Origin of the sequence: Bradyrhizobium zhengyangense, assembly GCF_022012435.1 — a bacterium.
Lineage (GTDB): Bacteria > Pseudomonadota > Alphaproteobacteria > Rhizobiales > Xanthobacteraceae > Bradyrhizobium > Bradyrhizobium zhengyangense.
In genome coordinates this window covers 154,837-181,042 of the sequence record NZ_JAKLUA010000015.1, presented here as the reverse complement: position 1 = coordinate 181,042, position 26,206 = coordinate 154,837, and the positions used below count along the sequence as shown (strand labels likewise).

At 60.5% G+C, this 26,206-nt stretch carries 31 protein-coding genes and 4 pseudogenes; 27 read left to right on the top strand and 8 right to left on the bottom strand.

Annotated elements, in window-relative coordinates:
• The 8 genes and pseudogenes from L6637_RS32930 to L6637_RS32890 form a co-directional block, all read left to right on the top strand.
• Positions 1–345, top strand: a pseudogene (locus tag L6637_RS32930) (type IV secretory system conjugative DNA transfer family protein); the annotation flags it as partial.
• A gap of 10 nt (positions 346–355) precedes the next feature.
• A pseudogene (locus L6637_RS32925) lies at positions 356–772 on the top strand (ABC transporter ATP-binding protein); the annotation flags it as partial.
• Positions 773–786: 14 nt separating this feature from the next.
• A complete protein-coding gene (locus L6637_RS32920; RefSeq protein ID WP_237873155.1) occupies positions 787–1,653 on the top strand; it encodes an ABC transporter permease in 867 nt (288 codons plus the stop codon).
• A 49-nt stretch (positions 1,654–1,702) separates the two neighbouring features.
• Positions 1,703–2,720, top strand: a pseudogene (locus tag L6637_RS42670) (ABC transporter substrate-binding protein).
• A gap of 72 nt (positions 2,721–2,792) precedes the next feature.
• Positions 2,793–3,632 (top strand): MBL fold metallo-hydrolase, encoded by an 840-nt coding sequence (locus L6637_RS32905; protein ID WP_237873152.1) that lies wholly within the window; start codon positions 2,793–2,795, stop codon positions 3,630–3,632.
• A complete protein-coding gene (locus L6637_RS32900; protein WP_237873151.1) occupies positions 3,629–3,820 on the top strand; it encodes a hypothetical protein in 192 nt (63 codons plus the stop codon). Before L6637_RS32905 ends, L6637_RS32900 begins: the two co-directional genes overlap by 4 nt.
• Before the next feature lie 257 nt (positions 3,821–4,077).
• On the top strand, positions 4,078–4,404 hold the full coding sequence (locus L6637_RS32895) for a site-specific integrase (RefSeq protein WP_237873150.1): 327 nt from the start codon (positions 4,078–4,080) through the stop codon (positions 4,402–4,404).
• Positions 4,405–4,772: 368 nt separating this feature from the next.
• Positions 4,773–5,162, top strand: coding sequence for a response regulator (locus tag L6637_RS32890; protein ID WP_237873149.1), 390 nt, complete (start codon positions 4,773–4,775; stop codon positions 5,160–5,162).
• Positions 5,163–5,325: 163 nt separating this feature from the next.
• On the opposite strand, the gene rpoH is transcribed toward L6637_RS32890, so the two are convergent.
• The gene (rpoH, locus tag L6637_RS32885; protein ID WP_237873148.1) at positions 5,326–6,282 is read right to left on the bottom strand and encodes an RNA polymerase sigma factor RpoH; all 957 of its coding nucleotides are present in this window, start codon (positions 6,280–6,282) and stop codon (positions 5,326–5,328) included.
• Between the two features lie 243 nt (positions 6,283–6,525).
• On the opposite strand from rpoH, the gene L6637_RS32880 reads away from it, so the two are divergent.
• The gene (locus L6637_RS32880) at positions 6,526–6,816 is read left to right on the top strand and encodes a hypothetical protein (protein WP_237873147.1); all 291 of its coding nucleotides are present in this window, start codon (positions 6,526–6,528) and stop codon (positions 6,814–6,816) included.
• 355 nt (positions 6,817–7,171) lie between these two features.
• On the opposite strand, the gene L6637_RS32875 is transcribed toward L6637_RS32880, so the two are convergent.
• The gene (locus tag L6637_RS32875) at positions 7,172–7,630 is read right to left on the bottom strand and encodes an Hsp20 family protein (RefSeq protein ID WP_237873174.1); all 459 of its coding nucleotides are present in this window, start codon (positions 7,628–7,630) and stop codon (positions 7,172–7,174) included.
• A 434-nt stretch (positions 7,631–8,064) separates the two neighbouring features.
• On the opposite strand from L6637_RS32875, the gene groES reads away from it, so the two are divergent.
• The 10 genes from groES to L6637_RS32825 all read left to right on the top strand — a co-directional run bounded on the left by groES (position 8,065) and on the right by L6637_RS32825 (position 15,967).
• Positions 8,065–8,379 (top strand): co-chaperone GroES, encoded by a 315-nt coding sequence (gene groES, locus L6637_RS32870; RefSeq protein WP_237873146.1) that lies wholly within the window; start codon positions 8,065–8,067, stop codon positions 8,377–8,379.
• Between the two features lie 35 nt (positions 8,380–8,414).
• Positions 8,415–10,034, top strand: a complete 1,620-nt coding sequence (gene groL, locus L6637_RS32865; protein WP_237873145.1) for a chaperonin GroEL — start codon at positions 8,415–8,417, stop codon at positions 10,032–10,034.
• A gap of 86 nt (positions 10,035–10,120) precedes the next feature.
• A complete protein-coding gene (locus L6637_RS32860; protein ID WP_237873144.1) occupies positions 10,121–10,507 on the top strand; it encodes a hypothetical protein in 387 nt (128 codons plus the stop codon).
• Positions 10,508–10,524: 17 nt separating this feature from the next.
• Entirely contained in the window at positions 10,525–10,713 is a 189-nt protein-coding gene (locus L6637_RS32855; protein WP_237873143.1) for a hypothetical protein, read from the top strand.
• 216 nt (positions 10,714–10,929) lie between these two features.
• Complete coding sequence (locus L6637_RS32850; RefSeq protein ID WP_128949211.1) at positions 10,930–11,388, top strand: Hsp20 family protein; 459 nt, start codon at positions 10,930–10,932, stop codon at positions 11,386–11,388.
• 81 nt (positions 11,389–11,469) lie between these two features.
• Positions 11,470–11,961 carry an Hsp20/alpha crystallin family protein gene (locus tag L6637_RS32845; RefSeq protein WP_237873142.1) on the top strand — a complete coding sequence of 164 codons (492 nt, stop codon included), beginning with the start codon at positions 11,470–11,472 and terminating at the stop codon, positions 11,959–11,961.
• A gap of 81 nt (positions 11,962–12,042) precedes the next feature.
• Positions 12,043–12,378 carry a hypothetical protein gene (locus L6637_RS32840; protein ID WP_194480939.1) on the top strand — a complete coding sequence of 112 codons (336 nt, stop codon included), beginning with the start codon at positions 12,043–12,045 and terminating at the stop codon, positions 12,376–12,378.
• A gap of 129 nt (positions 12,379–12,507) precedes the next feature.
• On the top strand, positions 12,508–13,683 hold the full coding sequence (locus tag L6637_RS32835) for a trypsin-like peptidase domain-containing protein (protein ID WP_377803196.1): 1,176 nt from the start codon (positions 12,508–12,510) through the stop codon (positions 13,681–13,683).
• A gap of 21 nt (positions 13,684–13,704) precedes the next feature.
• Positions 13,705–14,010, top strand: coding sequence for a hypothetical protein (locus L6637_RS32830; protein WP_237873141.1), 306 nt, complete (start codon positions 13,705–13,707; stop codon positions 14,008–14,010).
• A gap of 1,057 nt (positions 14,011–15,067) precedes the next feature.
• Positions 15,068–15,967, top strand: a complete 900-nt coding sequence (locus L6637_RS32825) for a site-specific integrase (protein WP_237873140.1) — start codon at positions 15,068–15,070, stop codon at positions 15,965–15,967.
• 102 nt (positions 15,968–16,069) lie between these two features.
• Here the strand turns inward: L6637_RS32825 and L6637_RS32820 are convergent, their stop codons facing one another.
• From L6637_RS32820 to L6637_RS32810, 3 genes are all read right to left on the bottom strand, one after another.
• Positions 16,070–16,579: a lipocalin-like domain-containing protein gene (locus L6637_RS32820; protein WP_237873139.1), complete on the bottom strand. Its 510-nt coding sequence runs from the start codon at positions 16,577–16,579 to the stop codon at positions 16,070–16,072.
• Between the two features lie 201 nt (positions 16,580–16,780).
• On the bottom strand, positions 16,781–17,578 hold the full coding sequence (locus tag L6637_RS32815; RefSeq protein ID WP_237873138.1) for an MBL fold metallo-hydrolase: 798 nt from the start codon (positions 17,576–17,578) through the stop codon (positions 16,781–16,783).
• An 8-nt stretch (positions 17,579–17,586) separates the two neighbouring features.
• A complete protein-coding gene (locus L6637_RS32810; RefSeq protein ID WP_237873137.1) occupies positions 17,587–17,751 on the bottom strand; it encodes a hypothetical protein in 165 nt (54 codons plus the stop codon).
• A 160-nt stretch (positions 17,752–17,911) separates the two neighbouring features.
• On the opposite strand from L6637_RS32810, the gene L6637_RS32805 reads away from it, so the two are divergent.
• From L6637_RS32805 to L6637_RS32795, 3 genes are all read left to right on the top strand, one after another.
• Positions 17,912–18,397: a lipocalin-like domain-containing protein gene (locus L6637_RS32805; RefSeq protein WP_128962341.1), complete on the top strand. Its 486-nt coding sequence runs from the start codon at positions 17,912–17,914 to the stop codon at positions 18,395–18,397.
• A gap of 181 nt (positions 18,398–18,578) precedes the next feature.
• On the top strand, positions 18,579–18,848 hold the full coding sequence (locus L6637_RS32800) for a hypothetical protein (RefSeq protein WP_237867333.1): 270 nt from the start codon (positions 18,579–18,581) through the stop codon (positions 18,846–18,848).
• Between the two features lie 84 nt (positions 18,849–18,932).
• Complete coding sequence (locus tag L6637_RS32795; RefSeq protein ID WP_237873136.1) at positions 18,933–20,699, top strand: adenylate/guanylate cyclase domain-containing protein; 1,767 nt, start codon at positions 18,933–18,935, stop codon at positions 20,697–20,699.
• Positions 20,700–20,742: 43 nt separating this feature from the next.
• Here L6637_RS32795 and ku read toward each other — a convergent pair whose 3' ends face one another.
• A complete protein-coding gene (ku, locus tag L6637_RS32790; RefSeq protein ID WP_237873135.1) occupies positions 20,743–21,666 on the bottom strand; it encodes a non-homologous end joining protein Ku in 924 nt (307 codons plus the stop codon).
• Positions 21,667–21,832: 166 nt separating this feature from the next.
• Here ku and L6637_RS32785 point away from each other — a divergent pair, with 166 nt between their 5' ends.
• Both L6637_RS32785 and L6637_RS32780 read left to right on the top strand, forming a co-directional pair.
• Complete coding sequence (locus tag L6637_RS32785; RefSeq protein WP_237867329.1) at positions 21,833–22,063, top strand: hypothetical protein; 231 nt, start codon at positions 21,833–21,835, stop codon at positions 22,061–22,063.
• Between the two features lie 362 nt (positions 22,064–22,425).
• Entirely contained in the window at positions 22,426–22,938 is a 513-nt protein-coding gene (locus L6637_RS32780; RefSeq protein ID WP_237873134.1) for a GAF domain-containing protein, read from the top strand.
• 70 nt (positions 22,939–23,008) lie between these two features.
• Here L6637_RS32780 and L6637_RS32775 read toward each other — a convergent pair whose 3' ends face one another.
• A complete protein-coding gene (locus tag L6637_RS32775; protein ID WP_237873132.1) occupies positions 23,009–23,218 on the bottom strand; it encodes a hypothetical protein in 210 nt (69 codons plus the stop codon).
• 517 nt (positions 23,219–23,735) lie between these two features.
• On the opposite strand from L6637_RS32775, the gene L6637_RS42665 reads away from it, so the two are divergent.
• Together L6637_RS42665 and L6637_RS32765 are read left to right on the top strand one after the other, a co-directional pair.
• Positions 23,736–23,936 (top strand): hypothetical protein, encoded by a 201-nt coding sequence (locus L6637_RS42665; RefSeq protein ID WP_237873131.1) that lies wholly within the window; start codon positions 23,736–23,738, stop codon positions 23,934–23,936.
• Positions 23,937–24,263: 327 nt separating this feature from the next.
• The gene (locus L6637_RS32765; protein WP_237864914.1) at positions 24,264–24,422 is read left to right on the top strand and encodes a hypothetical protein; all 159 of its coding nucleotides are present in this window, start codon (positions 24,264–24,266) and stop codon (positions 24,420–24,422) included.
• Between the two features lie 19 nt (positions 24,423–24,441).
• Here L6637_RS32765 and L6637_RS32760 read toward each other — a convergent pair whose 3' ends face one another.
• The gene (locus tag L6637_RS32760) at positions 24,442–25,050 is read right to left on the bottom strand and encodes a cell envelope biogenesis protein TolA (RefSeq protein ID WP_237873130.1); all 609 of its coding nucleotides are present in this window, start codon (positions 25,048–25,050) and stop codon (positions 24,442–24,444) included.
• A gap of 248 nt (positions 25,051–25,298) precedes the next feature.
• On the opposite strand from L6637_RS32760, the pseudogene L6637_RS32755 reads away from it, so the two are divergent.
• A pseudogene (locus L6637_RS32755) lies at positions 25,299–26,195 on the top strand (3'-5' exonuclease).
• Positions 26,196–26,206 lie beyond the last annotated feature (11 nt).

Here is a 26,206-nt window from a genome sequence, read left to right as displayed (position 1 = left end):
CTCAACAAGTCGGAGAATGAACGTTCTGGCGTCCTATCTACCGCGATGTCGTTCCTCGGGCTGTACCGTGATCCCGTCGTGGCCCAGGTGACCCGCCGCTGCGACTGGCGAATTGCCGACCTGATCTCCGATCCTCGGCCAGCGTCGCTTTACCTCGTGGTGCCGCCTTCCGACATCTCGCGGACCAAGCCGCTGATCCGCCTGGTGCTGAACCAGATCGGCCGTCGCCTGACCGAAGACTTGCACGCCAGCAACCGCCGGCACCGTGTCTCGATGATGCTCGACGAGTTCCCGGCACTCGGGCGGCTCGATTTCTTCGAGTCCGCGCCAGCCTTCATGGCGGGCAACTGCGACCGAGGCTGAAGATCGCGCAAAGTCCTATATCGACAAGGTCGGGCTGACGAAATTCATCGACAGCTATCCTCACATGCTGTCGGGCGGTATGAAGCAGCGCGTCGCCATCGCCCGTGGCATGGCGATGGAGCCCGACGTCCTGCTCATGGACGAGCCTTTCGCTGCGCTCGACGCGCTGACGCGTCGTAAGATGCAGGACGAACTGCTGCGGCTGTGGGATGACACGCGCTTTACAGTGCTGTTCGTCACGCATTCGATCGAGGAAGCGATCCGCATCGGCACGCGCATTTTGCTGCTGTCGCCCCATCCCGGCGAGGTCAAGGCCGAGCTCAACAGCGTACCGCCGGAGGAATTGGGCACCGGGACGCAGGCGGCGCTCGAAACCCGCATCAACGACATGCTGTTCGCAGCGCATTGAGAGGAGCGACCAGCATGACCGATCTTCTCACGTTCCGCCCCGAAATTGTTCACGAAGTCCATTCCAGCGACGCACCGGTCATCGCCAAGTCAATTGGGGTCGCCGAGCGCATCTACAGCTATGGTTTCGTCCGTAAGACCTTGATCCTTGCCGGGCTTGCCATCGCATGGGAGGCGTATGGCCGCTGGCTCGGCAACCCGCTGCTGTTTCCAACCTTCGGTCAGACCGTCGAGGCCTTCGTCAGCAATATTGCCAGCGGCGTCATTCCGCAGCGCATGCTGGTATCGCTCCAGACGCTGGTGATCGGGTACGGTATCGGCATCGGCCTGGCTGCGTTGCTGACGACGCTGGCGATCGGCTCCCGGATCGGCGCCGACTTGCTTGAGACGCTGACCTCGATGTTCAATCCGCTGCCGGCGATTGCGCTGCTGCCGCTTGCGCTCATCTGGTTCGGCCTCGGCTCGGGTAGCGTGATCTTCGTTCTCGTGCATTCCGTACTCTGGGCGATCGCGCTGAACACCCATGCCCGCTTCCGGTCGGTTTCCAACACGCTGCGCATGGTCGGCCAGAATTACGGGTTGCGCGGCCTCAAACTGGTACGTCTTATCCTCATCCCCGCAGCGTTCCCTGCGATCCTGACGGGTCTCAAGGTCGGCTGGGCCTTTGCTTGGCGCACACTGATCGCGGCCGAACTCGTATTCGGCGTCTCGTCGGGGGCAGGGGGCCTCGGCTGGTTCATCTATGAGAACCGGAATCAGCTCGAGACGGCGAATGTTTTCGCAGGACTGTTCACGGTGATCCTGATTGGGCTCTTCGTCGAGAACGTCATTTTCGCGACGATCGAGCGCAAGACGATCCGACGCTGGGGCATGCAACACTGAAGCCTGTCACTAATAAAAGCCGAATGGACACACTACGGGAGGATACCAGATGTCATCGAAGAACCGCTTTATGGGCGCGCTTGCTGCCGCGGCTCTCTGCGCAATCTTTTGTTCGGGCATCGCCCGCGCAGAAGTGAGCGAGGTTCGCGTCTCCAAGGGTTTCGGTATCCTCTATTTGCCGCTGATCGTTATGCAGGATCAGCAACTCCTGGAGAAGAGGGCCAAGACGGCCGGGCTCGGCGACATAAAGGTGACGTGGCTCATGCTGGATGGCGGCAACGTCATAAACGATGCGATGATGGCCGGTACGCTCGATTTCGCGGGCACCGGCGCCCCCGGATTCATCACACTCTGGGCCAAGGCCAAGGGCATCCCGAATGTCGAGGTGGTCGGTGTATCCGGTATGAGTTCGACTTCGCTCTGGCTCAACACCAACAAGCCAGAGATCAAATCGCTGAAGGACTTTACCAGCAAAGACAAGATCGCGCTGCCCGGTATCAAGACGTCTCTCGCCGCCGTGGTGCTTCAGGCGATTGCGGCCAAGGAGTTTGGGGATACGAACTTTGCCAAGATGGACCCGATGACCGTGAGCTTGCCCCACCCCGAAGCCCTAACAGCGCTGCAGCGGCAAGACCGAGATTGACTCGCATTTCACTTCGCCACCGTTCCAATATATCGAAGCGAAGGCGCCCGGAATCCATCGTGTGCTAAACTCGGTCGACTATCTCGGCAACATCACTCTTGACGTCGCTTTCGCTCCGAAAAAGTTCGTAGACGCCAATCCGAAGATGACCCAGGCCTTCATTGATGCAATGGATGACGCGACAGCTCTCATCGCCAAGGACAAAAAACTGGCCGCCGAGATCTACGCCAGGAGTTCGAAGATCAAGGTCGACCCTGTGGAAATCCAAGACATGATCGTGGATCCGGATACGCGCTTCTCGACAGTACCGACAGGTATGATGCAGTTCTCTGAATTCATGCACCGAGCGGGGTCGATCAAACTTAAACCGACGAAGTGGAGCGATATGTTCGTACCCCAACTCGCGAGCCGTCCGGGGAGCTAGCGTCTGCAACACTTCGATTGAAAGCTCGCTACCCATAGCCTCTCACCGGCAGCAGCTCACGGGAAACTCTCCATGCCCAAATTCATTGGAATGATCGCCGGTGTTGCTCTTGGCCTGGTGTCCACCGCGCTGTTTGGGCAAAATGCTGCTCTGACCGACCCGCCTGCGGTCGCCGCGCACTTGGCTGAGGCCCGTGAATTCGCGGGCGACCTCTATCTGCCGGTGCAGCAGCATCTTTGTTACATTCATTCCCCCGAGGACGAGGCGCGGGTCGCAGATCGCAAGGCTCGCAATCGTCTCGGCCCGACACCGGTGTTCGACAATTTCTACTATGTTGGCACGCAGGAGGTCTCGGCTTGGGCGCTGACCACGAGCGATGGGATTATCCTTTTCGACTCGCTCAACAATCCCGATGAAGCGAAGGCCTACATCGTCCAAGGGCTGCGCGACCTCGGGCTGAATCCGGGACAGGTCAAATATGTCGTGATCACACACGGCCATGGTGATCATTTCGGCGGAGCCCAATATATCAGGGATACCTTCGGTGCGAGGTTGGTGGCCAGCGCAGTCGACTGGGATGTGATGGCCAACGGCATCAATCGCTTCCCACCACAATGGCGTGACGTCGTGCCGCAACGCGACATGGTGCTGGCGGACGGCCAGACGCTGACATTGGGGGACGCCAGCATCACGTTTCATATCACGCCCGGCCATACGCAAGGCACCCTGTCCTCGATCTTTCGGGTCCAGGATCACGGTAAATCCCACGTCGTGGCTTTTTGGGTGGCATTGGGGTTCCCACCAACGCCGAATCGCTGCGGCAATACATTCAATCCGACGAGGATTTCCGTCGGCTTGCCGACGCTGCGGGCGCCGAGGTGGGTATCACCAACCATCCTCACGCCGACATGACTCTGGAATGGGTCGCTGCGATCCGCGATGCCAAGCCAGCTGCAGCAAATCCGCTGGTCGTCGGCCAGCCTAACGTCGATCGCTGGCTCGGCGTGATCCGCGAATGCGCCGAGGCCCAGCTGGCTCGTCTCAATGCTGGCCTGAAGCCGATGGGACGCCGTCCGCCAGCCAACCTTGACAAGCCCTGATTTAACCGTTGCTCAATCACGCTACGCCACTCGCGGTTGCACTTAGTGCCACGGTTGCGGATAGCCCCTCGAGGCTTGCGGGCACAAGATTCCCGAGTTCTCCGGCGTTTCGAAGCTGTTGTCGAAGAAGAAGGGCCGAGCCCGAGACGAACGGAATCCCTTCTCTCCAGAAGACCTGACCTCGATTTTTCGACAGCCGCCGTGGACGGGATGTGAAAGCCTCAAGAATGTTTAGTCCGGAGACATGGAAGAACCGGGTGGTCCCGGGCGAGGTGATCTATCACGACGCTCTATCGATCGTGCCTTATCTCGCGAGATACACGTTGGCACGTCGCGAGGAACTCTGCGGCCTCGATGTCGATGATGTGTTGGACGAGAGTGGGATCCCCTACATTTTCGTTCGTCCAAACGAACACCGGACGCTCAAAAATCCGCAGTCCACGCGAAGAATTCCGCTGATCGGCGAAGTGGTTCGTCTCGGATTTCTTCGCTATCGTGCAGAAATTAAATCGCTCGTGCTGACATTCTGGGCCATGGTGGAGACAACGTCGCGGAAGAGCGTTATTCCAGTGCCGCCAAACTGAAGCAGATGCTTGAGGCACTCGAAAAGCTTCCGATCGTGACAGAGCAGATTGTGGCGAGGGAGATTTGCCTGCGTCCGGATGTCCTGCAAAAGCGACAGCGGCCGTCCGCTCGTCCGAGACGGCAAACGCAGGTGAAAAGGAAACCCCAACCATAAGCGGGCTCGTGCGTGAGCTTGCCGTCAATGCTCGCATAGTGGATACATGAAGCTACCGGGTCGTGGTTAGCTCAGCCGTCGGACTCTTCCGGTCGCGGAGCGGCCCCACACGTGCCATTGGTTTAGTTGACATTCCCGCGGGCCGGTTTCGCATCTGGAACTTATGTGCACTTTAACACTTAGCAGTTGCCGCATTGGTGCGGCGGAGATGGATTGTGCACAGCGCAGTACTATATAGTGGTAGAAGACGATTCTCTGATCCAAGACCTTGTCGACGCCGCGCTTGCCGAGGGCGGATTTGAAAACGAGATCGTTGCATCTGGTGAGAAGGCGGTCGCACTGCTTCAAGGCGCGCCTACGAAGTATCGAGCGCTCCTGACCGATATTAACTTGAAAGGCCAATTGACGGGCTGGGACGTTGCCAAACGGGCCAGGGAGCTTAATCCGGAGATGCCGGTAATTTACATGACCGGCGCTGCGGCGGACGAGTGGCCCTCGCATGGCGTACCTAATAGCATTCTTCTGAACAAGCCATTTGCGCCTGCCCAAGTCGTGACGGCTGTCTCTCAATTGATCAACCAGGCGCCGCCGCCGAAAGAATAAGCTCGCCTCAGTTCGCGGAACCTTCAACCAACGCAAATTTCCGCTATTGGCTCTTCGCGTCATTCAGCTGCGCTGCAGAATTTGGTTGCTATGGTGCATAGCGTACTGTGGCAATCGGTCCGCCCGGGAGGTTCATGCGTTCACGGCCTAGATATCGTTAAATTCAGTAACTCGCCGAAAGAGGTCTCTCTCGATTTTCTTGTGTCGATTGGATCGACATGGCATTACTTGCGACCAGTTGTCGCGGCTTCAAAGAATTGCCGGCCGGTTGCATTGCCAGCCTTATCTTCTCAAATGCTCGCTGCTCTATTTGGCGGACCCTCTCGCGGGATACTCCATATTCTGCCGCGAGTTCCTCCAGTGTTGGAGGCGTATCGGTCAACTGGCGCGCAGTGAAGATGTGTCGCTCGCGCGGACCAAGCGTCTGGATAGCGGCTCGCAACGCTTGTCGGCGTTGGACCAATTCGTGTTCATCAGCCAGCTTGTCGTCTTGTGCAGGCGAGGGGTCTACAAGCCGTTCTATCGCTTCGTCGGCGTCCGGATCGTCGTGAGTGCGGGAATTCAGGGATACGTCGCCGCGCAGGCGCCGGTCCATGTCTACTACCTCTCGTTCCGGCACCTCGAGGCGCGCAGCAATTGCTTGAACCTGCTCAGGATGCAGATCTCCGTCCTCGACAGCCGAGATCGCACGCTTAGCTTGCCGTAGTTTGAAGAAGAGTTTCTTTTGTGCGTTGTTTGTTGAAACCTTCACCATCGACCAGGATCGAAGTACGTATTCCTGAATCGTCGCCCTGATCCACCACAATGCGAACGTTGAAAGACGAACCCCTCGTTCTGGGTCGAAGCGTCGCACGGCCTGCATCAATCCGATATTGCCTTCGGAAACGATGTCGGCGATGGGCAATCCGTAACCGCGGTATCGCATCGCAACCTTTGCAACAAGGCGCAGGTGGCTTGTGACGAGGCGATAGGCCGCTTCGCGATCCCCCAGTTGGCGCCAACGTCTCGCGAATTGGGTCTCCTCTTCCTGGGTCAGGATCGGAAATTTCTTGATCTGAGCGAGATAGTGAGTCAGTCCGGTTGCAATCGAAGGCAGTGGCCGAGAATACGTGTTGTACATGTGCCCCTCGCAGTGGCTCTCATAAGGTAAGGCCGGTATGGAGCGGCGATCAGCGAAGGGTTGCTCTCGAAAGCACTCTTGCAATGACCGCCATGCTCAAAAGGCATCCGACTGATCCGACTAGTGCGGCAACATCAGCGGGATCCTTCAGCATCGATTTGTCCTCCAGAGGTCGTCATGATGCCGACGCCCTGAAGGGAACTGGGGTCCTGTCCGCCGATCCTTTTGATCCGGCCCGCATTCATGATCGAGCCTCTCGGTCTCCGTTTGCGAGGAGAGATCACACAGCGCATCGACGATATCTTCGAGCTGGGCGCTCGTATCGTCGTGGCGCGGGATCAGGTGGGAGCGATCTTCGCCGAGGCAGTGATCCGCGAGCCAGGAGGACAAGATGGCCCGCTTCTCGTACGCGGTGAGATCGGGATCATCGAGTACATCCAGGGGATGCTCAAAAGCGCCGGCCGGATGCAGGAACTCCGTCAACTCCAATGGCGTTGTGTGCTGATCTGCCCCGGGTTTCGTCGTCCGGAGTGACAGGCAATACGGGTAGGCCTCTCGCAGGAGATCCTTCACGGAAGCTCGTTCGTCAAGCAATCGTCGCTCGATATAGCCTCGTTCAAGATCTGTGAGAGACGTTTCGAGGAGCCTGCGATAACGGCGAATATTGTTTCGGTGCGCGCGAAGCCGTTCGATATGGTGGCCAGTCATGACTGCTTCTCTCTCGCGTCGTGTAGAGTTGCCGCGCTTGGTCCGACGAAAGTAACGTCGGCCGTCGCTGGTCGGCAGACGCGTGCTATCGTCCGCGGTCGTCAGCCGCATTGGATCCTCCTGTTCGTTGACAAATGGCGGCAGCCGCGCAAACGCGCGCGGCGCCGATCAGGCAGCCTGATTACGCCGCTGCCTTGGTCTCTAGTTTTTGGACATTGTCAGCTGGCGCGCCGTTTATCGCGATCCGACGCGGTTTCATGGCATCCGGAATCTCGCGGACCAGGTCGACCTTGAGCAGCCCGTTCTCGAAGGATGCGCTCTTGACCTGGACGTAATCCGCCAGATTGAACTTTCGCTTGAAATTGCGGGTAGAGATGCCGCGATGGATGAAATTCCGCTCGGCATGATCCGGCTTGCTGCCCGCGATCACGACCACGTTCTGTTCAGCCGTGATTGCGATATCGCTTGGCGCGAAGCCCGCAACCGCCAGCGAAATTTGATAGCGGTCTTCGCAGAGGCGTTCGATGTTGTAAGGTGGGTAGTTATTCTCGCCGGCATGCTGCGCCATTTCTGCGAGGTCAAAGAGGCGGTCGAATCCGATGCTCGAACGCCAAAGAGGTGAGAAGTCGTAATTGCGCATAGCCAAATCCTCCAAAAGAGCAAGATGGTTACGAGCGGCACCGGACACGACCGGTGCCCGTCTCATTGATCCGGACCCATGAGGCGTCCGAACCCCACATTTTCTGTGGCGTCGGAAAATTAGCAAAACCGTTTTCGGTTTCAAGAGGGGGCCGAAAAAATTGTGGCGCCGGCGCACGAAATGCGGATTATCGAAATCAGCGGCACGGCAAGAACTTAGCGCAACGCGTGCACGGTTTACCAATCGTTGACGGCAAGCCCTTGGTTCATCCCAGAAGCTTTGGTCCGAATGCAAGGGCGCCGTTACGGGCAAAAAAAAATTTCACTTGAGCGGTCTTGAACGGGGCCGATTCGACTCCCAGTTCGTTTTCCGCCCGGGGGCCGTTTCCGGACCCGGATTTTGAACATCGCTGAACCTGATTGAGGAGGATGTGCATGCATTTCCGTCCATTGCACGATCGCGTGCTCGTGCGCCGCATTGATGCCGAAGAGAAAACGTCTGGCGGCATCATCATTCCCGACACTGCCAAGGAGAAGCCGCAGCAGGGCGAGATCATCGCCGTCGGCCCAGGAGTTCGCAACGAGCAGGGCCAACTCGTGCCGCTCGACGTCAAGACCGGCGACCGCGTGCTGTTTGCGAAGTGGTCGGGCACCGAGGTCAAGATCGACGGCAAGGAGCTGCTGATCATGAAGGAGAGCGACCTTCTGGGCGTGGTCGAAAAGGCCGAAGCGCTCAAGACGGCAGCGTGAGCTGACAGTCATCGAAGAGAAGGGAGATTTTCAAAATGGCTGCCAAGGACGTAAAGTTTTCGACCGAAGCCCGCGAGCGAATGCTGCGGGGTGTGGACACGCTGGCGAACGCGGTGAAGGTCACGCTCGGTCCGAAGGGGCGTAACGTCGTGATCGAAAAATCGTTCGGCGCGCCCCGCATCACCAAGGACGGCGTCACCGTGGCCAAGGAGATCGAGCTCGAGGACAAGTTCGAGAACATGGGCGCGCAGATGGTGCGCGAAGTCGCCTCCAAGACCAACGATCTGGCGGGCGACGGCACCACCACCGCAACCGTGCTGGCGCAGGCGATCGTCAAGGAAGGCGCCAAGGCCGTTGCGGCTGGCATGAACCCGATGGACCTGAAGCGCGGGATCGATCTGGCGGTGGACGCAATCGTCACTGACCTCAAGACTCACGCCAAGAAGGTCACCTCCAACGACGAGATCGCCCAGGTCGGCACCATCTCGGCCAATGGTGACACCGAGATCGGCCGCTTCCTCGCCGAGGCCATGCAGAAGGTCGGCAACGAGGGGGTCATCACGGTCGAGGAAGCCAAGAGTTTGAACACCGAACTCGAAGTGGTCGAAGGCATGCAGTTCGACCGCGGCTACGTCTCGCCCTACTTCGTCACCAACGCCGAAAAGATGCGGGTCGAGCTCGAGGATCCCTACGTGCTCATCCACGAGAAGAAGCTTTCAGGTCTGCAAACCATGCTGCCGCTGCTCGAGCAGGTCGTGCAATCCGGCAAGCCGCTTCTGATCATCGCCGAGGAAGTCGAAGGCGAAGCACTCGCCACCCTGGTCGTGAACCGCCTGCGCGGCGGGCTAAAGGTCGCCGCCGTCAAGGCGCCCGGCTTTGGCGACCGGCGCAAGGCCATGCTGGAGGACATCGCGATCCTCACTGGCGGCACCGTGATCTCCGAAGACCTCGGCATCAAGCTCGAAAACGTCACGGTCAAGATGCTCGGCCGCGCCAAGAAGGTGGTAATCGACAAGGAGAACACCACGATCGTTGATGGTGCCGGTGCCAGGAAGGACATCGACGCTCGGAGCCAGCAGATCAAGGCGCAGATTGAGGAGACAACCTCCGACTACGACCGCGAGAAGCTGCAGGAACGGCTGGCGAAGCTCGCCGGTGGCGTCGCGGTGATCCGTGTCGGTGGAGCGACCGAGATCGAAGTGAAGGAGCGCAAGGATCGCGTCGACGACGCATTGCACGCGACCCGGGCGGCCGTCGAAGAAGGCATCCTGCCGGGTGGCGGCGTGGCGCTATTGCGCTCGCTCAAGGCGCTTGAGGGCATCAAGATCGCCCATTCCGACCAGAAGGCCGGCGTCGATATCGTACGCCGCGCGGTCCAGGTGCCTGCACGCCAGATCGTGCAAAATGCCGGTGAGGACGGGTCGGTGGTGGTAGGCAAGCTTCTGGAGCACCAGAGCTACAACTGGGGCTTCAATGCCGCGACCGGCGAATACCAGGACATGGTGAAGGCCGGCGTGATCGATCCCGCGAAGGTCGTGCGCACCGCCCTGCAGGATGCGGCCTCGGTCGCGTCGCTGCTCATCACCACGGAAGCGCTGGTGGCGGACAAGCCGAAGAAAACGGAAGCCGCGCCGGCTCCTGCCATGGACTTCTAACGCGCATTGGGCCCGGCTGATCGGCCGGGCCCACCCTCACATCCAGAAAGGCATCTGGATCTGTTTTCGAACGATAGGAGCATGAGATGATCAAGGATCAATTCACATTCTCCGCTCGGGCGGAGGGCACCCACAAAACCCTAATCAATCTCCTCGCAGTAACGCTCGGTGGTGTCGTGGCGCTGGCGCCGTTTGCGGCGCGAGGGTCGGAAGCGACGTCACCGCTACGGGCGGCAAAAAGCGGCTTCGAACAAATTGCCTTGCCGCCGATTCCGTACCTGGACACGATGCCCTGGCTGACCTGGCCGCAGGCGCCTTCCACGATGAAGGTGGATACGCTGCTTTCGCCGGTCCTGGATGCGCCCCGGCTGAGGTTCGATCTTTTGCCGACCCAGCGCGAGGGGGCCCCGCCTGCAACCAGCCAGTCCGGGTGGAGCGGCCGGCCGATCCGGCCGCTCCAAACTTCCGTCTGAGCTGTGTGAGGAATTTCATGCCGTTTGAACCCGTTGTTGGCGGCGCGGTTGCGTTTCTGATCGAAAGCCAGAGACGCGTTATTTCGCATTGCGAAAGGCTCTTGCCTGCGAGCGACCTAACTTCTGAGGATCGCGCTCGCCTCATGCGCCTGCGCAATGATGCTGAAGCACAACTGGCCCGCCTGCCTTACGCCGAGGCCGCGTAACCTGGATTGAAATTGCGGCATGACCGGAACTTGAAGATTTTTTTGAGCAACCCTCTTGAAATCATCTTCCATTTTTTAAGTCATTTTTCGCCGCGAGAGCGGTGTGCCGGACGCCAGTTTAGGGTCCGGTACGGGCGCCGGACCGGGCTTCGGACCGTTCCGTAAACACGGCCTGGCGTTCCTTCGTATCCATCTTGCTCTTTGGAGGACTTGGCTATGAGGACACTCGACTTCGCGCCGCTGTGGCGCTCCACGATTGGCTTCGATCACCTGGCAGACCTCGTCGATTCAACGCTGCGTCAGGCGACCGAAGACAACTATCCCCCCTACAACATTGAACGTTTCGGCGAAGACCACTACCGGGTCACGCTGGCAGTGGCCGGCTTCGGTGTTCAGGACATCGCCGTGACGGCGGAACAGAACGTGCTGACCGTTGAGGGCAAGAAGCCAGACGGTGGCGCGCGCGAATACCTTTACCAAGGTATCGCGGCCCGTCCGTTCCGGCGTGTGTTCAACCTCGCTGACTATGTCCAGGTCAAGCAGGCCTCGTTCCAAGACGGTCTGCTGATCATTGATCTCGTGCGCGAGGTGCCGGAAGCGATGAAGCCGCGCCGTATCGAGATCGGAACGGCGGCTTCTTCCTCACCCCAGATCGCGCAAAAGAAGGCAGCTTAGGCGCGATTGCAGCATCGAGACGGGGCGTGCGGCGCTTGAAGCGTCCGCACCCCTGTCCCCATGAACAAGTGAGGTAAAACAATGGCTATTCGTGATCTCATTCCTTGGTCGAAACCGCAGGAGCTTGCGCCCGCCCGCGACAGCTTCGATCCCTTCCTGACACTGCACCGTGAAATGAACCGTCTGTTCGACGATGTGTTCCGCGGCTTTGGCAGCCCGGGCCTGTCGTCGTCGATGGAAGGTCGCTTTGGCTGGCCGAAGGTCGAGCTCAGCGAAACGGACAAGGCACTGACCGTGTCGGCCGAACTGCCGGGGATGACCGAAAAGGACGTTCAGGTGGAAATCACCAATGGCGTCCTGACGATCCGCGGCGAGAAGAAGGCCGAGGACCATGGAGAAGGCCGATACTTCAGCGAGCGGTATTACGGCGCCTTCGAGCGCCAGATTCCGCTCGACGATGTGCAGGAAGACAAGGTTGAGGCGACGTTCAAGAACGGTGTCCTGACTGTCTCGTTGCCCAAATCGGACAAGCCGCGCGAGGGCGTGAAGCGCATCGCGATCAATGCGGCATAATCAGAACCAGGAAGCGACGGCTCCGCCGCCGTTTCTTCCCACAGCAATCCCTCGGAAAGGAGAGATAAGGGAGACGCGACGATGACGAACGCAAACACAAATGCTCACAATCTTCATCCGATCTTTCACCCCGCCGCTCACTACGATTCTCCAAGGAGCGTCCTGAACGACAATGAGCTCTCCACGCCGGAGAAGCGCATCATCCTGTCGTCCTGGGCCTCCGACATGTATGCGGTGGAATCCTGTCCGTGGTTGCGCAAGATTCCCGGCATGAGCCATACGGTCCGGCTCGCGGATATTCTCGCAGCCTTGCGCAAGCTCGACGGCGACAATGACAATGATGACCCGCCGCGTGGTGGCGGCGTGCCGATGCGGCTGCGGCGGCCTTGGGCCGCCGCAGAACGGAGGGCCGCATGATGGTCACGCACGCTGTCCTCGGCCTTGTCTTGTTCGGTCATATGGCTGCGGCCTATGTCGTTCCCTGCGTCGCTCTGCAACGTGCGATGCGGCTGCCGGCAAGCGCTTGAGGCGGCTCCCGCGAATATCATGGTGCACAAGATGAAAAATGGTCGCGTAATCCGATTGGCGCTGTTGGTGTTGACGCTGACGTTTGGGGCACCGTCTCTCGTGACGGCGCAAGTTCCCGATCTCAAGACCGGAGCGCCGATCCCGACATTGGCGCCGCTCGTTCGCCAAGTCACGCCTGCGGTCGTTAACATTTCGGTGCACGGTCGCGTGCGTGAAGACAATCCCCTCTACCGTGACCCGGTGTTCCGCGAATTCTTTGATGTTCCGAAGCAAATCGAGAAAGAGGTCAACGCAACCGGCTCCGGAGTGATCGTCGATGCTCTGCGCGGCTATGTACTCACCAACAATCACGTCGTCGAAGGCACTTCCACCGTGCAAGTCACCACGAAGGAGGGCCGACAGTTTTCGGCCAAGGTGATTGGTCGCGATCCGCCGACCGATGTGGCCGTGTTACAGATCCAGAGCCCCGTGGGGCTCAAGGCGCTTGCTTTTGGCGACAGTGACATCCTGGAGGTTGGTGATTTTGTGCTCGCGATCGGCAATCCCTTTGGTCTGGGTCAAACCGTAACCTCGGGTCTGGTCAGCGCACTCGGCCGCACCGGCCTTGGCAAGCAGGGCTTTGAGGATTTCATTCAGACTGACGCGGCGATTAATCCCGGCAATTCCGGCGGTGCGCTGGTCAGCCTCCGCGGCGAGCTAGTCGGAATCAATTCAGCGATCATCTCGCCAGCGGGCGGAAACGTCGGAATTGGCTTTGCGATCCCGTCCAATATGGCGCGGAGAGTGATGGAGCAAATCGTTGCTACCGGCCATGTCGAACGTGGCCGCATCGGCGTTTCTTTGCAGGACCCGCGGCTGTCCGGTGCTCGGGCCGAAGGTGCTTTGATAGCTGAGGTTCTGCCAAACTCGCCGGCGGAAATGGCCGGTCTGCGCAAAGGGGACATTGTGACAATGGCCGACGACCGTCCCATTCGGTCGGCTGCGCAATTGCGCAACAAGGTCGGCTTGGCGCGAGTTGGACAGGACTTGAAACTAACGCTTCAACGAAGAGAAGGCACAAGCAGTGTCGTTGTCAAAGTGGCGCCTCGGATGGAACGAGGCGCGGCAATTACCCCAGGTACCCTCGGATTGACGAGCCGACTACCGTCGGCCGGGCTTGCGGGGCCCTATCACCGGTCCGGGACATCGACTTAACATCTTACGATGAGAACCCCAATGATTGAGAATCTCAAGGACAGGACCGAACCAGAAGCGGATGTTCGCGAGCGACAAGCGTTGAGTGCTCCTGTCACGAAGGCGACCCGAGCGAATTCGGCCGTATTGGTTCGAGTGCATCACGGCAACACCGAACGTTATCTTCGCTTGCTCCGAACCAAACTAATGGCCGCAGAGCGCCAGTTCGTCGAGCGACGTTTGTTTGAGGAGCAGCGTGCAGCGGATAAGCTCATCTCCAGTTCTTTCAGTACTGCTTCGGCTCAAGCGACCGATGGCTATATCCCGAGCCCGAACCGTGCTGCATAATACCGTGTCGCATCAATTTCCTACTTTCGAGATCATCCTGCAGCCCAAGGGCCGGCGATGGCGCTGGCGCGTATGTTCAACGAACGGGACAGTCGTTATGCAGGGCTCGCGAAGCTCGCGCGCTGCTGCGAGATATGATGCGCATAACGCGTTGTTTCTTGTGCTGCTCTCGACAACCAGCGCGGGCTGGCCCCGGGGGTAGGGGCTCGGCAAACCTATGATCGCTCCGCTATTTCCACGGGCCCTCAGCGAGCGATCATTGAAGACTTTTTCGGTCTCCGTCTCAGACGCCCGGTAATTACCTCCTTTCTGTATAAGGTTGGGGGCGGTTGTGGCCTTGGGATCGGAGCCGCGACCGGCTCTGACCCGCCGCCCCTGAGGGAGTACGCCACGCTTCTAGTAGCAGCATCTTGAGAAATCGGCTGGCATGAGGGATAGCGTCGACCCGTGCGGCGGGTAACGCTCAAACAGCGAGGTCATATGAGGTGATTAGCGAAGAAGGGCATTCCACGTATCGCTCGGCACGTCGGCCAACGGAGATGGCGCCTTCAGTCGCGTATGTGTCCTGGCTGACGGCGGATGCGTCGTCAATTTCGATAGTTTGAACTGCCACGTCGTAGGGAGAAGAGTAGGACGCTTTTCAACGGACGTCCCCCGTTACTACCCCAGAAATGTAACGCGTAGTTGTGTGAAAAGTAACGCGCCGTTTCCAGCTCACCAAAATCGGCCGGTAACGCGCAGTTTAGTGAAATGAGACGCCCGGTTTGGCAGTTTTCGAAGAACGGGGTTTGCCGTTGGAAAGGAATATTTTTCTCCTGTGCGTGATATGCACGCGCCCGTCGCGTAAGCCGTGCTGGGCAGTGCGAACGAAAGGCGCCGGAGCCTGCGAGAAGCCGAGAATGCGAAGTCGCATGTCAGCCCGTAAAGGGCAGGCGGTAGACTCGCCTAGGCTTGCGGGCGCGCATGGCCACGACTTGGGTGCGACGATTGCCCAACAAGTTATTGGAACGAAAAAACCCAGCGGCAGGTCCGTTCACTTGTCGCGACGTTCGTCGAAATGATCGGCGAGGACCATGTTCGAGCCCTCGCCCAGGGCCGCATTGCCGAGTATCGCTCGCTTCTGCTCGCTCTTCCGCGAGGCTACGGCAAGGGCCAGCGTGACCGCGCCACGCCGCTTTCCGAATGGCTGGAACGCGCCAAGAAATTGCCTGCACACGAGGTCGGGCGCGAGTCGGGTACGGTCAATCGACATCTTACGCAGCTTCAGGAGGTGTTAGTCTACATCGAGGCTTGCGGGCACAAGATTCCAGAGTTCTCCGGCGTTTCGAAGCTGCTGTCGAAGAAGAAGGGTCGCGCCCGCGACGAACGGAATCCTTTCTCTCCAGAAGACCTGACCTCGATCTTTCGACAGCCGCCGTGGACGGGATGCGAAAGCCTCAAGAAGCGGATGGTCCCGGGCGAGGTGATCTATCACGACGCTCTATCTATCGTGCCTTATCTTGCGAGATACACGTTGGCACGTCGCGAGGAACTCTGCGGCCTCGATGTCGATGATGTGTTGGAGGAGAGTGGGATCCCCTACATTTTCGTTCGTCCAAACGAACACCGGACGCTCAAGAATCCGCAGTCCACGCGAAGAATACCCCTGATCGGCGAAGTGGTCCGTCTCGGGCTTCTTCGCTACAGGGCGGAAATCAAATCGCTCGGACATAAACTGCTGTTCCCGGAGCTCCGCGCCGCAAGTGATCGCACGCCGTTGGGCGACGTCTTTTATGGCGACTGGATCAAAGTTCAAAATGTGGCTGTCGCCAACGCTGCTGAAGAGAAAAAGACTTTCCATTCGTTCAGGAAAGTCGGTGGTGCCGATCTGAAGGACGGCGGGGTCCCCTCCGAACTTCGAGCGGACATTCTTGGCCACTTCCGGACGGGGCTCTCCGGATCGTGGCACGGGGCGTGAAGGAAGATCCGGCGCCTGCGGCTTAAAGTTCTGCACTAGCCGCGGGACGGGTGGACCGGGGGCGTCGCCGCATGTCTACGGCCCGATTGCCCACTTGTCGGATCACTTCGCTCTTTTCCAGATCACGTCGACTACGTCTCCCGCAGGAGGACGAACAGTCAGCGTCAGTTGATCTCCCGCAACCGCGACGAAGCGCTTCTGTTGCGTGCCATTCCAGTTGGGAAACGAACTGCCTTCGACCTGGATCGCGATGCTGCCATCTGCCTCGTTCGTCGAATACGTTCCGAAGTAGGTTATCGTGCCGTCCGCGGTCTCTTTGTTCTCCTCGGATGTGCCCTGCCACAGGGCATTACTCGCGTATTTGGCTCGATCCGATCGCATCACCGTGATGATGTAGTGCCCATTCCCGTCGAAGAAAGCGATGCCCTTCGGAGCGGCCCCATAACGCTCGATCTTGGTGCCGTCGCTTTTCTTCTGCTCCCACGACAGCAGCGTCCACGTACCGACCAGTTGATCTTTCAACGATTGCTTCTGCCCGATCGCGTCGACTGTCATCATGATAAATCCAGAAGCCGCAATCGCGCACGCGGCGAAAATTGCACGCAAAGTCATCGGTCCATCCCTAGGCAATAGTCTCGACCAGACGCCTGCACGGTACCATGCACAGCCACGCCGGTTGAATCCTTCATCCAGCTATTCAAAGTGCTGGCTGCTTCTTGCCAAGGGCCAGAAGCATCCTGACGTGCCGAGCGGTTCGCCCGCTACCGGCTGCAGTCGTCGTCGCATAGTCATGGCTTAGTGCCACGGGGGATGTCACCCCTTGGCTGCGAATAAGTAGCCGTTGCCATCCTTGGCAACCGTGCCGACGTTCGGCATCAACCAGTGAGTACCCGAAATGGTGAGCTTGTCGGCGACCGCGCGATCGAAGATCTTCCTTCGCGTTTCCACCGCCATTTGCGGATCCTGATCGATCGAGAGCTGCCACTCGGGATGTGTTGCAATGTGGGGCGCAAGATTGACCACGTCGGCGCTGATCAGGAACTGCTCGCCGCCGGAAGCGACGAGATGCGCGACCATTCCCGGGCTATGGCCGGGCACCTCAATTGCGTGCACGCCAGGCAGGAGTTCAGGTTCTCCCTCGAATGTCCTGACGTTTTTCCAAGTCGCCACGGTAGCCTGAATGCGCCGCGCGAGGCCCTTGCGCGTCGGTCCGAGATCGAGTGACTCGACCCCTGGGCGCGTCCACCATTTCAATTCCGCGGCGGGCACTACGATGTCGGCATCCGGGAAGACCTGCGCATCGCTCTCATTGTTCATGAGGCCATAAATGTGGTCGCCGTGGAGATGGGAGATGAGGATTGTCTTGACTGCCTTGGGGTCAAGGCCCGCCGCCGCCATGCTCTCGAATAACCGGCCGTTCCCCTCGCCATAAATCGAATGACCGCCCGTACCCGCGTCGATCAGGACCACTTGACCGCGCAGCTTGAGCGCCATGACGATAAACCGCACGGGCGCCTGATTCTCGGGAAAACCGGCACCACGCAACACGGTCTTCACTTGGTCGGCGCTGACATTCCTGACCATACTGTCGCGCAGCGGCGCCTCCCGCATGCCATCGATCAGGGAGAAGACCTCAATGTCGCCGACCTGTATTTGCGGAAAGGTTGAGTGACGGACTGTTGAGCGTAAGCCGCGTCGACAAAGGTGATCGGCTTATCGAGTCCAAACGCGGCGCAGGCACCTGCTGCGCCAAGTGTGAGGTCGCGGCGCGAAATATCGAACATCGTTCGCTACTCCTCGTTGGACGATCAGCATATCAACGAGAACGTGCGCTGTACAAGGCGGTTTCGGGCATCGGACATCTCGCCCGAAGGGTATCGCGGGTCTTGTGGGTTTCGGCTAATCTGCCAAAGTTGAGCACGATCTACTTTTGAGGAGGACAACGTGGTGCGTCTCCTTGCCTTGGCCTTTGCCGCCTATTGCTATCTGCAGCCCGCGTTGCTTCTCGCGGACGATGCAGCAGGGCAACTCGCAGGTAGCTGGAAACTCACAGCCTGGACCATTCAGATTATCGGTGGCGAGCTCACCGAACCGATGGGCCACGATCCGAAGGGGCGGGCAGTTTTTACGCCGGACGGGCACGTCGCGTTCATCATTGCCGCGGCAAATCGCAAGCCGGCAGCCAACGATGCGGAGTCGGCAGCCCTGCTCAAGAGTCTACTTGCCTACACCGGAAAATTCACAATAGAGAGCGACAGGTTTACGACCAAGGTCGACATTTCGTGGAACGAGCTTCTAACGGGTCAAGATCAAGTCAGGTTCTTCAAGCTCGAAGGGGACAAGCTGAGCCTCAGAACGGCCGAACAAATCAGCGCCGTCTATCCGGGCAAGAAAGTCGTGGGGACATTAGAATGGGAACGCGAGCGCTAAGGCGGACAAGCTCGAAGTTGCGCACCCCTTGGCAGCGTGATTCAACGAAAAGTAAGTCCGCTTTGCCCCCACAGGAACAGGTGGACAAGCTGGAGCTCCGCCGATTGCGAATCCCTGACCCGTGCTAACCGCCGGGAACGATCAGGTGGGCGGAAGGATTCGTCCGGCAGGAGCGATCTCGATGCTGATGACGAAGGAAAGACGGTCGGCAATCCGGACGCTGCGGGGCTGGGCGATCGGCGTGCTGCAGGAGGCCGGCGTCATCCGCGAATGCGAGGAGCACGGTTGGATGCAGGACCGCGCCGATCCCCATGCCCGCGAGCGCGCCTTCGATGTGGCCCGCCGCGAACCACCGCCCGGTGCCTCGCGGGCGGACGCCGTCGCGGAGATACGCGACGTCCTGAATTCGATCGGCGATACCTGCCCGGAGTGTCCGCCGCATGTCAGTTAGCGACGACGACATCTTCGGAGTCCTAGCCGACGTGTACTGCCGTGTGCTTTACTTTCCGGGTGACATCGCCGGCAGGGGCGTAAGTTGAGCGAAGCGCGCGTTGAGCGGAGGTTGGCGGCGGTTCTGGCGGCCGATGTGGCCGGCTACAGCCGGCTCATGGGAGCGGACGAGATGGGCACGTTGGCGGCCCTGAAAGCATGCCGTCGCGAGATTGTTGATCCCGCTATCGCCAGACATGGAGGCAGGATCGTCAAGACCACAGGTGACGGCATGCTGGTCGAATTTGCCAGTGTCGTCGATGCCGTCACGTCTGCGATGGCCGTGCAGGAGGAGATGGCAAAGCGCGCCGGACATCTCGCAGCCCCGATCACCTTTCGCATCGGCATCAATGTCGGCGACATCATCCTGGACGGCGACGACATCTTCGGCGACGGCGTCAACATCGCCGCACGGGTCGAAAGCGAGTGCGAACCCGGAGGCGTGTACCTTTCCGACGACGCGTTTCGGCAGGTCCGCGGCAAGACAGCGTTCGCGTTCGAGGACGCCGGCGAGCGAAACTTGAAAAATATCGACCGACCAGTCCGCCTCTATGCGGTTCGGCCCGCGGATGGCTCGAATCGGCCGTCCAAGCCGTCTCGGATGAACGGCAAGCCGCTCCCTCTTCCGGACAGGCCATCGATTGCCGTCTTACCGTTCCAAAACATGTCCGGCGACCCCGAACAGGACTACTTTGCCGACGGCGTCGTCGAGGAGATCATTACGGCGCTGTCGCACTTCAAATCGCTGTTCGTGATCGCCCGCAACTCGAGCTTCACCTACAAGGGGAAAGCGGTCGACATCAAGCAGGTCGGGCGCGAGCTTGGCGTCCGCTACGTTCTTGAGGGCAGTCTGCGAAAGGCGGGAGACAGGGTACGCATCACGGGGCAGCTCATCGATGCATCGACCGGAGCGCACGTCTGGGCCGACAAGCTCGACGGCGACTTGCGCGACATATTCGCTCTGCAGGATCAGGTCGCCGAAAAGGTCGCTGCCGTTATCGAGCCGAACATCAAGCGGGCCGAAATCGAAGGAGCGGCGAAGCGACGACCTGAAAGTCTGAACGCGTACGACACGTATCTGCGCGCGCTGCCTCGGTACTACTCGCTGACCAAGGAGGGCTTCGAGGAGGCCCTCAGCTTGTGCTATCGCGCTCTTGACATGGACTCTCGCTACACGGCCGCCGCTCGGCTCGCGGCGGAGGTGCTGGGCGTAAAGGTAGCCCAAGGGTGGTCGTCGGACGTCAAGGCAGACTACGCAGAAGCATTCCGCTTGGGCAGACTGGCCCTGACGATCGACGACACAGATCCCGACTCGCTTGCACAATGGGGGCGCGGCGTCGCCGCCTTCTCGGACGACTATGACGCCGCAAAGGACGCCGTTGATCGCGCGGTTGCGCTCAACCCCAATTCCGCCCGCGCTTGGACCAACCGTGGCTGGACGTATCGATACATGAAGGACGTCGACGAGGCGGTGACCAGTTTCGAGCGAGCGATCCGCCTCAATCCGCTCGATCCGATGTTGTACGACACCCTGACTGGGCTTGCGAGTGCACTCATTGTGGCCGATCGTGACGAAGAAGCGGCGGCGCAGGCGAGGAAGGCGCTCGGGTTGAACCCCCGGTTTACCTCCGCGCATCGTGTCCTGGCAGCGGCCCTGGCCCTTCTAGGACGCGAAACGGAAGCGAGGAACGCCGCTGCCGCCTTGCTAAAGATCGAGCCGTCCTTTTCGATCGGCAAGTGGGCCACCTACGGAGGCCACTGGCAAGGCCAGCGGTTCTTGGAGGGACTTAGGCTTGCCGGGCTTCCCGAGTGATCTTCGAGAACAGCAGTGCCGACGTCGTGGCGCCGCACGCGCTCTACGCCGACTTCCGCTGCGGCTTGGCCGATGGTTTCTTCGCAGCCGCTTCCTTCGGCTTCTTGCCCTCGATCGGCATCAGCATTTCCTTCTGCCCAGCCGATGCCTTGCGCCCCTTCTTGGCGGGCTTGCCGGCCTTCGCCGGCGCGGCCTCCTTCCCGACGGACCGGCGCAGCGCCTCCATCAAGTCGACGACATTGGTCGCCGCCGGCTTGGACTTCGGGGTAATCGGCTTGCCGGCGCGCTTCTGATTGATGAGGTCGATCAGCGCGGTCTCGTAATGGTCCTCGAACTTCTCGGGCTCGAACCGTCCCGCCTTCTGGTTCACGATGTGCCTGGCGAGGTCGAGCATGTCTTTCGTGACCTTCACGTCCTGGATCTCGTCGAAATACTCCTGCTCCGAGCGCACTTCGTAGGGGTAGCGCAGCAGGGTGCCGACGAGCCCCTTGTCCATCGGCTCCAGCGCGATGATGTGCTCGCGGTTGGTCAGTACGACGCGGCCGATCGCGACCTTGTCCATCTCGCGGATGGTCTCGCGGATCACTGCGAAGGCGTCGTGGCCGACCTTGCCGTCGGGGCGGATGTAGTACGGGCGGATCAGGTAGCGCGGGTCGATGTCCGACTTGTCGACGAACTCGTCGATCTCGATGGTGCGCGTCGATTCCAGCGCGATCTCCTCGAGCTCCTCTTTGGTCACCTCGATGTATTGCCCCTTGTCGAGCTCGTAGCCCTTGACGATGTCCTCGTTCGGCACCTCGTCGCCGGTGTCGGCGTCGACCTTCAGGTACTTGATGCGGTGTCCGGTCTGCCGGTTGAGCTGGTTGAACGAGATCTTCTCGCTCTCGGAGGTGGCCGGGTAGAGCGCGACCGGACAGGTCACCAGGGACAGTCTCAGGAAGCCTTTCCAGTTGGCGCGGGGGGCCATGTACGCAGAACTCCGGTTGGGATGGCTTGGATTCAAGACGAACGAGCGGGGCCGGTTCCGACAGGCCCCTCGTCACCGAGGAAGATTCATTCGCTCGGCCGGCTGGTGCCAGCCGAATCCGATGGAGAGGCATTGACTCCCTCGGAACAAATAAAGAACATGAGCCATGCCCGCAGCACCAGAACCTGCCGCGCCCGCCGAGGGCGATCTCGAGCTCGCCGCCCATCAGGCGATCGCAGCCTGCGGCGGGGACGCCCGGGACGCGGTGAAGGCGCTGCTCGTGGCCAACGGTTTTCTCGAGGCCCAACTGGACAAACTCAGGAAGAAGGTCTCGACAGGTTACGCCCGGGGACGACTTCCAGGGGCACGCGCGCATTGGAGTGAGCCAGATGACTGACGTGACCTACTACGTCGCTCTGCCGTTCATTTTCTCCGACGACGGCGTGGCCGCCGACGACGATTGAAGAGGCCCGCTGGTGAGAAAGACGCTGGAATGCATCGACGCTTGGTCTCGCGGAGCTCTCGGCCGGATTGGACCCTTGGAGCTCTTTCCTGCCTCCTCGCCCGCGCTTGCGTCGTGATGCTGCAACTTACGCTAGGACCTTAGGCTGGCCACCGGCTGGCTATTGACCCCGACTTCGAGGCCGCCTGAACCAAGAAAGGCTTTGCGAGTTCCTAGATTGATGACGAGAGCGTCCATGCGGAGAAAGCATACCGCTGACCGACCTATCCGCATAAGCTGGGGTAGTGGATCGACCGATGCCAAAGAATTCTTCTTCAGATATGACTGATCCGCTCGACTCGCAGATTGCCACCTTGTGCGGCCGAGTGGAGGCATTGGTGCCTGGATGCAGAGCGGGCGTCTGCATTGCAAGTGCCGATCATACCAAGTTGGAGCGATCCGTCTTTCCCAATCTGCCGCCGACGTTTCAGCAGGCCATCAAGGAACTCCCAATGGGACCACCTTACATCGGCTGCTGCACGGCCGCGATGCAGGGGAATCAAATCATCACCGTTCACGACTTGGAGAAGGAAAGCCGGTTCAGCGACCTCTTCATCGCGACGTGCCTTTCGCACGGCATAAGATCGTTGCGCTCGCGCCCCGTTTATGGTCGAGCGGAAGCAGCTATCGGCACTTTCGTCATGGGTTATGGTGAGCCGAGCGACGACCAGCGCTTCGACCTACCCTACATAGATTTTGCCGCAGATGCGGTCGGGGCAATGCTCCAGCGGGAACTTGATCGAACGCGCGGACCTCTTTCAAGCCACTGATACCGCTTCCGCCGGTCGCGGCGCCAGGGCGTACTGATCGGGCGACCTTGAGCGGGTCCGGATGCGGCCTTCAGGCCGAATGCCGCACGTGCGGCGGCGGTCCGCTCCGATCGCCGAGCAGCTTGCCGGTCACGGCGTTCACGAAATGCAGCGAGGCGCAGGCCGGGCACCGCACCGAAACGCGGATGTTTTCGGCGGGGCGCTGCAGGGCTGCATCGTCGAGCTGATGCTGCACGTTCATGCCGGTGCGCGAACACCTATAGATGATCTGGCGCTGCATGACATCACCATGCTCCCGGATCCGCCCGTGCGAAATTGCGGTTGATTACCTAAGGGCCCCTCCGACACGAACAAGTCGGATCGTTGCGACAGGTCAACGGCAAAACAGACGCTCGTCCCAAATTGTTACCTACATCGGCAGCAAGCGCCAGGTTTGTTCGAACGCGAAGTTACTCCAACGCCGCTCATTTCGCGGGCGGGCGAAGAGGACTGTCAGCCCATTTGAGGGCCGCCGGGTCGTGCAGCGGGTCGTCGTCGCAGCTGGTGCAGACGTAGCGCAGTCGCCCCTCCCGAGCTTCGTCGGGCACAGCCTTCATCGGCTTGCCGCACCCCGGGCACGCCTTCCGGATCGGGTAGAGTACCGCCATTGGATTTGCCCCTGCCTCAGGTAGCTTAGTTCCCGACGTGCGGAGAGCGCAAGTGGATCGCAGGAAGCTATCCGACAGCGTCAGATCTCTTGACGCGACGGCCACCCCGCGTTGAAATTCGGCTTTCAGTGAGTTGCGGGGGGTGGCGTCGTGGAAGAGTTCTACAGGAGCTTCGCGCAGCGGGCGCGCGATCTGGCCGAGAATGCGGACCCGTTCACCAGGCGACGGCTGCTCGACCTGGCTCAGCGATACGATCTCAAGAGCAGAGCCGGAGCCTCGGGCGGAAGGTCGATCCCACCGCGGGCGACGCCTCCGACGGTGCTGTTCTCGGGCTCTGGCGAGGCCCGATAGATCCTCGAGCAAAACCTCACCGATCGCCCTCTTCGCCTTGGGAGGTGATCTCGGCCGCGCGCCTCTCGCATTCCTCGGCGAGATCAGTGAGACGCTCGACCGTGTCCGGATCCGTGATCGAGGCAACAAGCCTCCGGCACCGTTCGGCCTGCGCCAGCAATTTGGCTCTCTCATTCTCCATGGGAGATAACGACCGCTGCTCACTGCAGTTGCTCGCCGTCTGCGCCACATCCGCGAGCTCAAATCGCGCAGCATGTGAGACCCAGTTCACACGGCGCCACGCCCCGTCCAGCTACGGTGTCCTCTCCCGTTCTTCGGAGAAGACCGATGTTTGTCACCTTGGCCAGAGCGCTCTCACAAGCGACCCGCGCGGAAGTCGATACCGAGGAGCTGAAGATCGTCGCGATCTTCTGCGGCGCCGGCCTGCTGCTGTCATTGTTGGCGGCCATGGCCTTCGGACTCAGCCTCGGAGCCGAGCCGTTCTGAGCCTCGGCTCCAGCGCGTCCTAGTCTCGCGCCCGACGGAGAGCCGCCTGCAGCTTCTCGCGCTCCCGCTCCCAGCGCGTGTCCTCGGCCTGAGCGCGCTCGTCGAGCGTGGCCCGCTCGGCTTCGATATCAGCTACTCTCGCGTCGTGCGCCCGCTTGGCCTTCTCGATATCGGCTTGCGCCTGGGCGACAGCCTTGTCGCGGCGGGCGCGGTCCCTCTCGCGAGCGGCTTCCTCCTTGCGTCGCTCGGCGTCCTGTCGGCGCTGCTCCTTCTCGAAATCCTGCGCGGCTTTGCGCGCGGCCTTGTCGTCGATCTTGGCCGGGCGCTTCGCAGGCTTGGCCTGACGCCGCTTGGGACGTCTGGCGCCTTCCTCTTCCGCCAGGTCGGTCGGCAGCTCGGCGTGCTCGGTGAAACCGCCGGTCGAGCCGACCGGACGCCGCAGCACCACGCCCGGCTTCGCCATCGTGACGGCGACGATGTCGGGGTCGTCCGTTTCACGCGCGGCGCCTTGATGGAAGAGGTTGCTGCTGGCGCCCCAGGCCTCCAGCGCCGCCTTCATCGATGGCGCCGCGACCGCCTGGTCGTAGAAGCCCAGCGACGTGACGTAGGTTTTCAGTTTTCTCGCCATTGAGCTGCTCGCTCAGCCTGTCGTGAACAACGACGCTACGCAGGAGGGCCGGCCCGTGTTCCCAACCCTGGGAGACGGTCCGAACTCCGCCCCGCTGCCGAGCCGCTCAGCCGATGCTGCTGCGCCTGCAATCCGGCCGAACAACATCTACGCTCCTGAAAACGCCGTGAATCGCTTGAATCTCGGATACCTCGCGGGCCCGTATTGTGCCACACCGGTAAGCGAACAGCGCTATCCCTTGAGAATCGATGCTTCAACACACGACCGATCTCGCGGCCTTGGCCGAGGCACTCAGCCGATCGTCGGACTATCGGGTGCTGCGCCGCCTGGTCCCGCGCATACCGTTGTCCCGGCCAGCGGGGCAGGAAACCAGGACCGGCATCCTGCTCGACACAGAGACGACCGGCCTCGATCATCGTAAGGACGAGATTCATCGAGCTCGGCATGGTTAAATTCGACTACACGGCGGAGGGGAGGATTGTCGGCGTCAGGGACACGTTCGCCGCCTTCAACGAACCTTCCGCCCCCATCCCACCCGAGATAACCGCGATTACTGGCATCACCGACGAGATGGTCGCCGGCCAGCGGATCGACGACGCTGCCGTCTCCGCGTTCGTCGACGACGCGGTCATCACGATCGCGCATAACAGTGGTTTCGACCGGAAGTTCGCGGAGCGCTATTGGCCGGTCTTCGAGCAGAAGGCCTGGGGCTGCAGCGCGACCGAAATCGACTGGCGTGAGCACGGCTTCGCAGGCGCGCAACTCGGCGATCTGCTGAACGGGACCGGCTTCTTCCACCAGGCGCACCGCGCCGTCGATGACTGCCACGCACTGCTGGAGTCCTGGACTTCGTACTGCCGACGACCGGTGCGCCGGCGCTCGCGCTTCTGCTCGAGACCGCCCGCAGGCCGACGCTGCGGGTCTGGGCGGAGCAGACCGCGTTCGAGCTCAAGGACTCGCTGAAGCGGCGCGGCTATCGCTGGAACGACGGCAGCGACGGCAGACCCAAGTCCTGGTTCATAGATGTCAACGAGAGCGGTCTGGACGACGAGATCGCCTTCCTGCGAGCCGAGATCTACATGCGCGAGGTCGAGCCAAGCGTACAGCGGCTGACCGCATTCACCCGGTTTTCCTGCCGGGCATAGCGATAAATCCT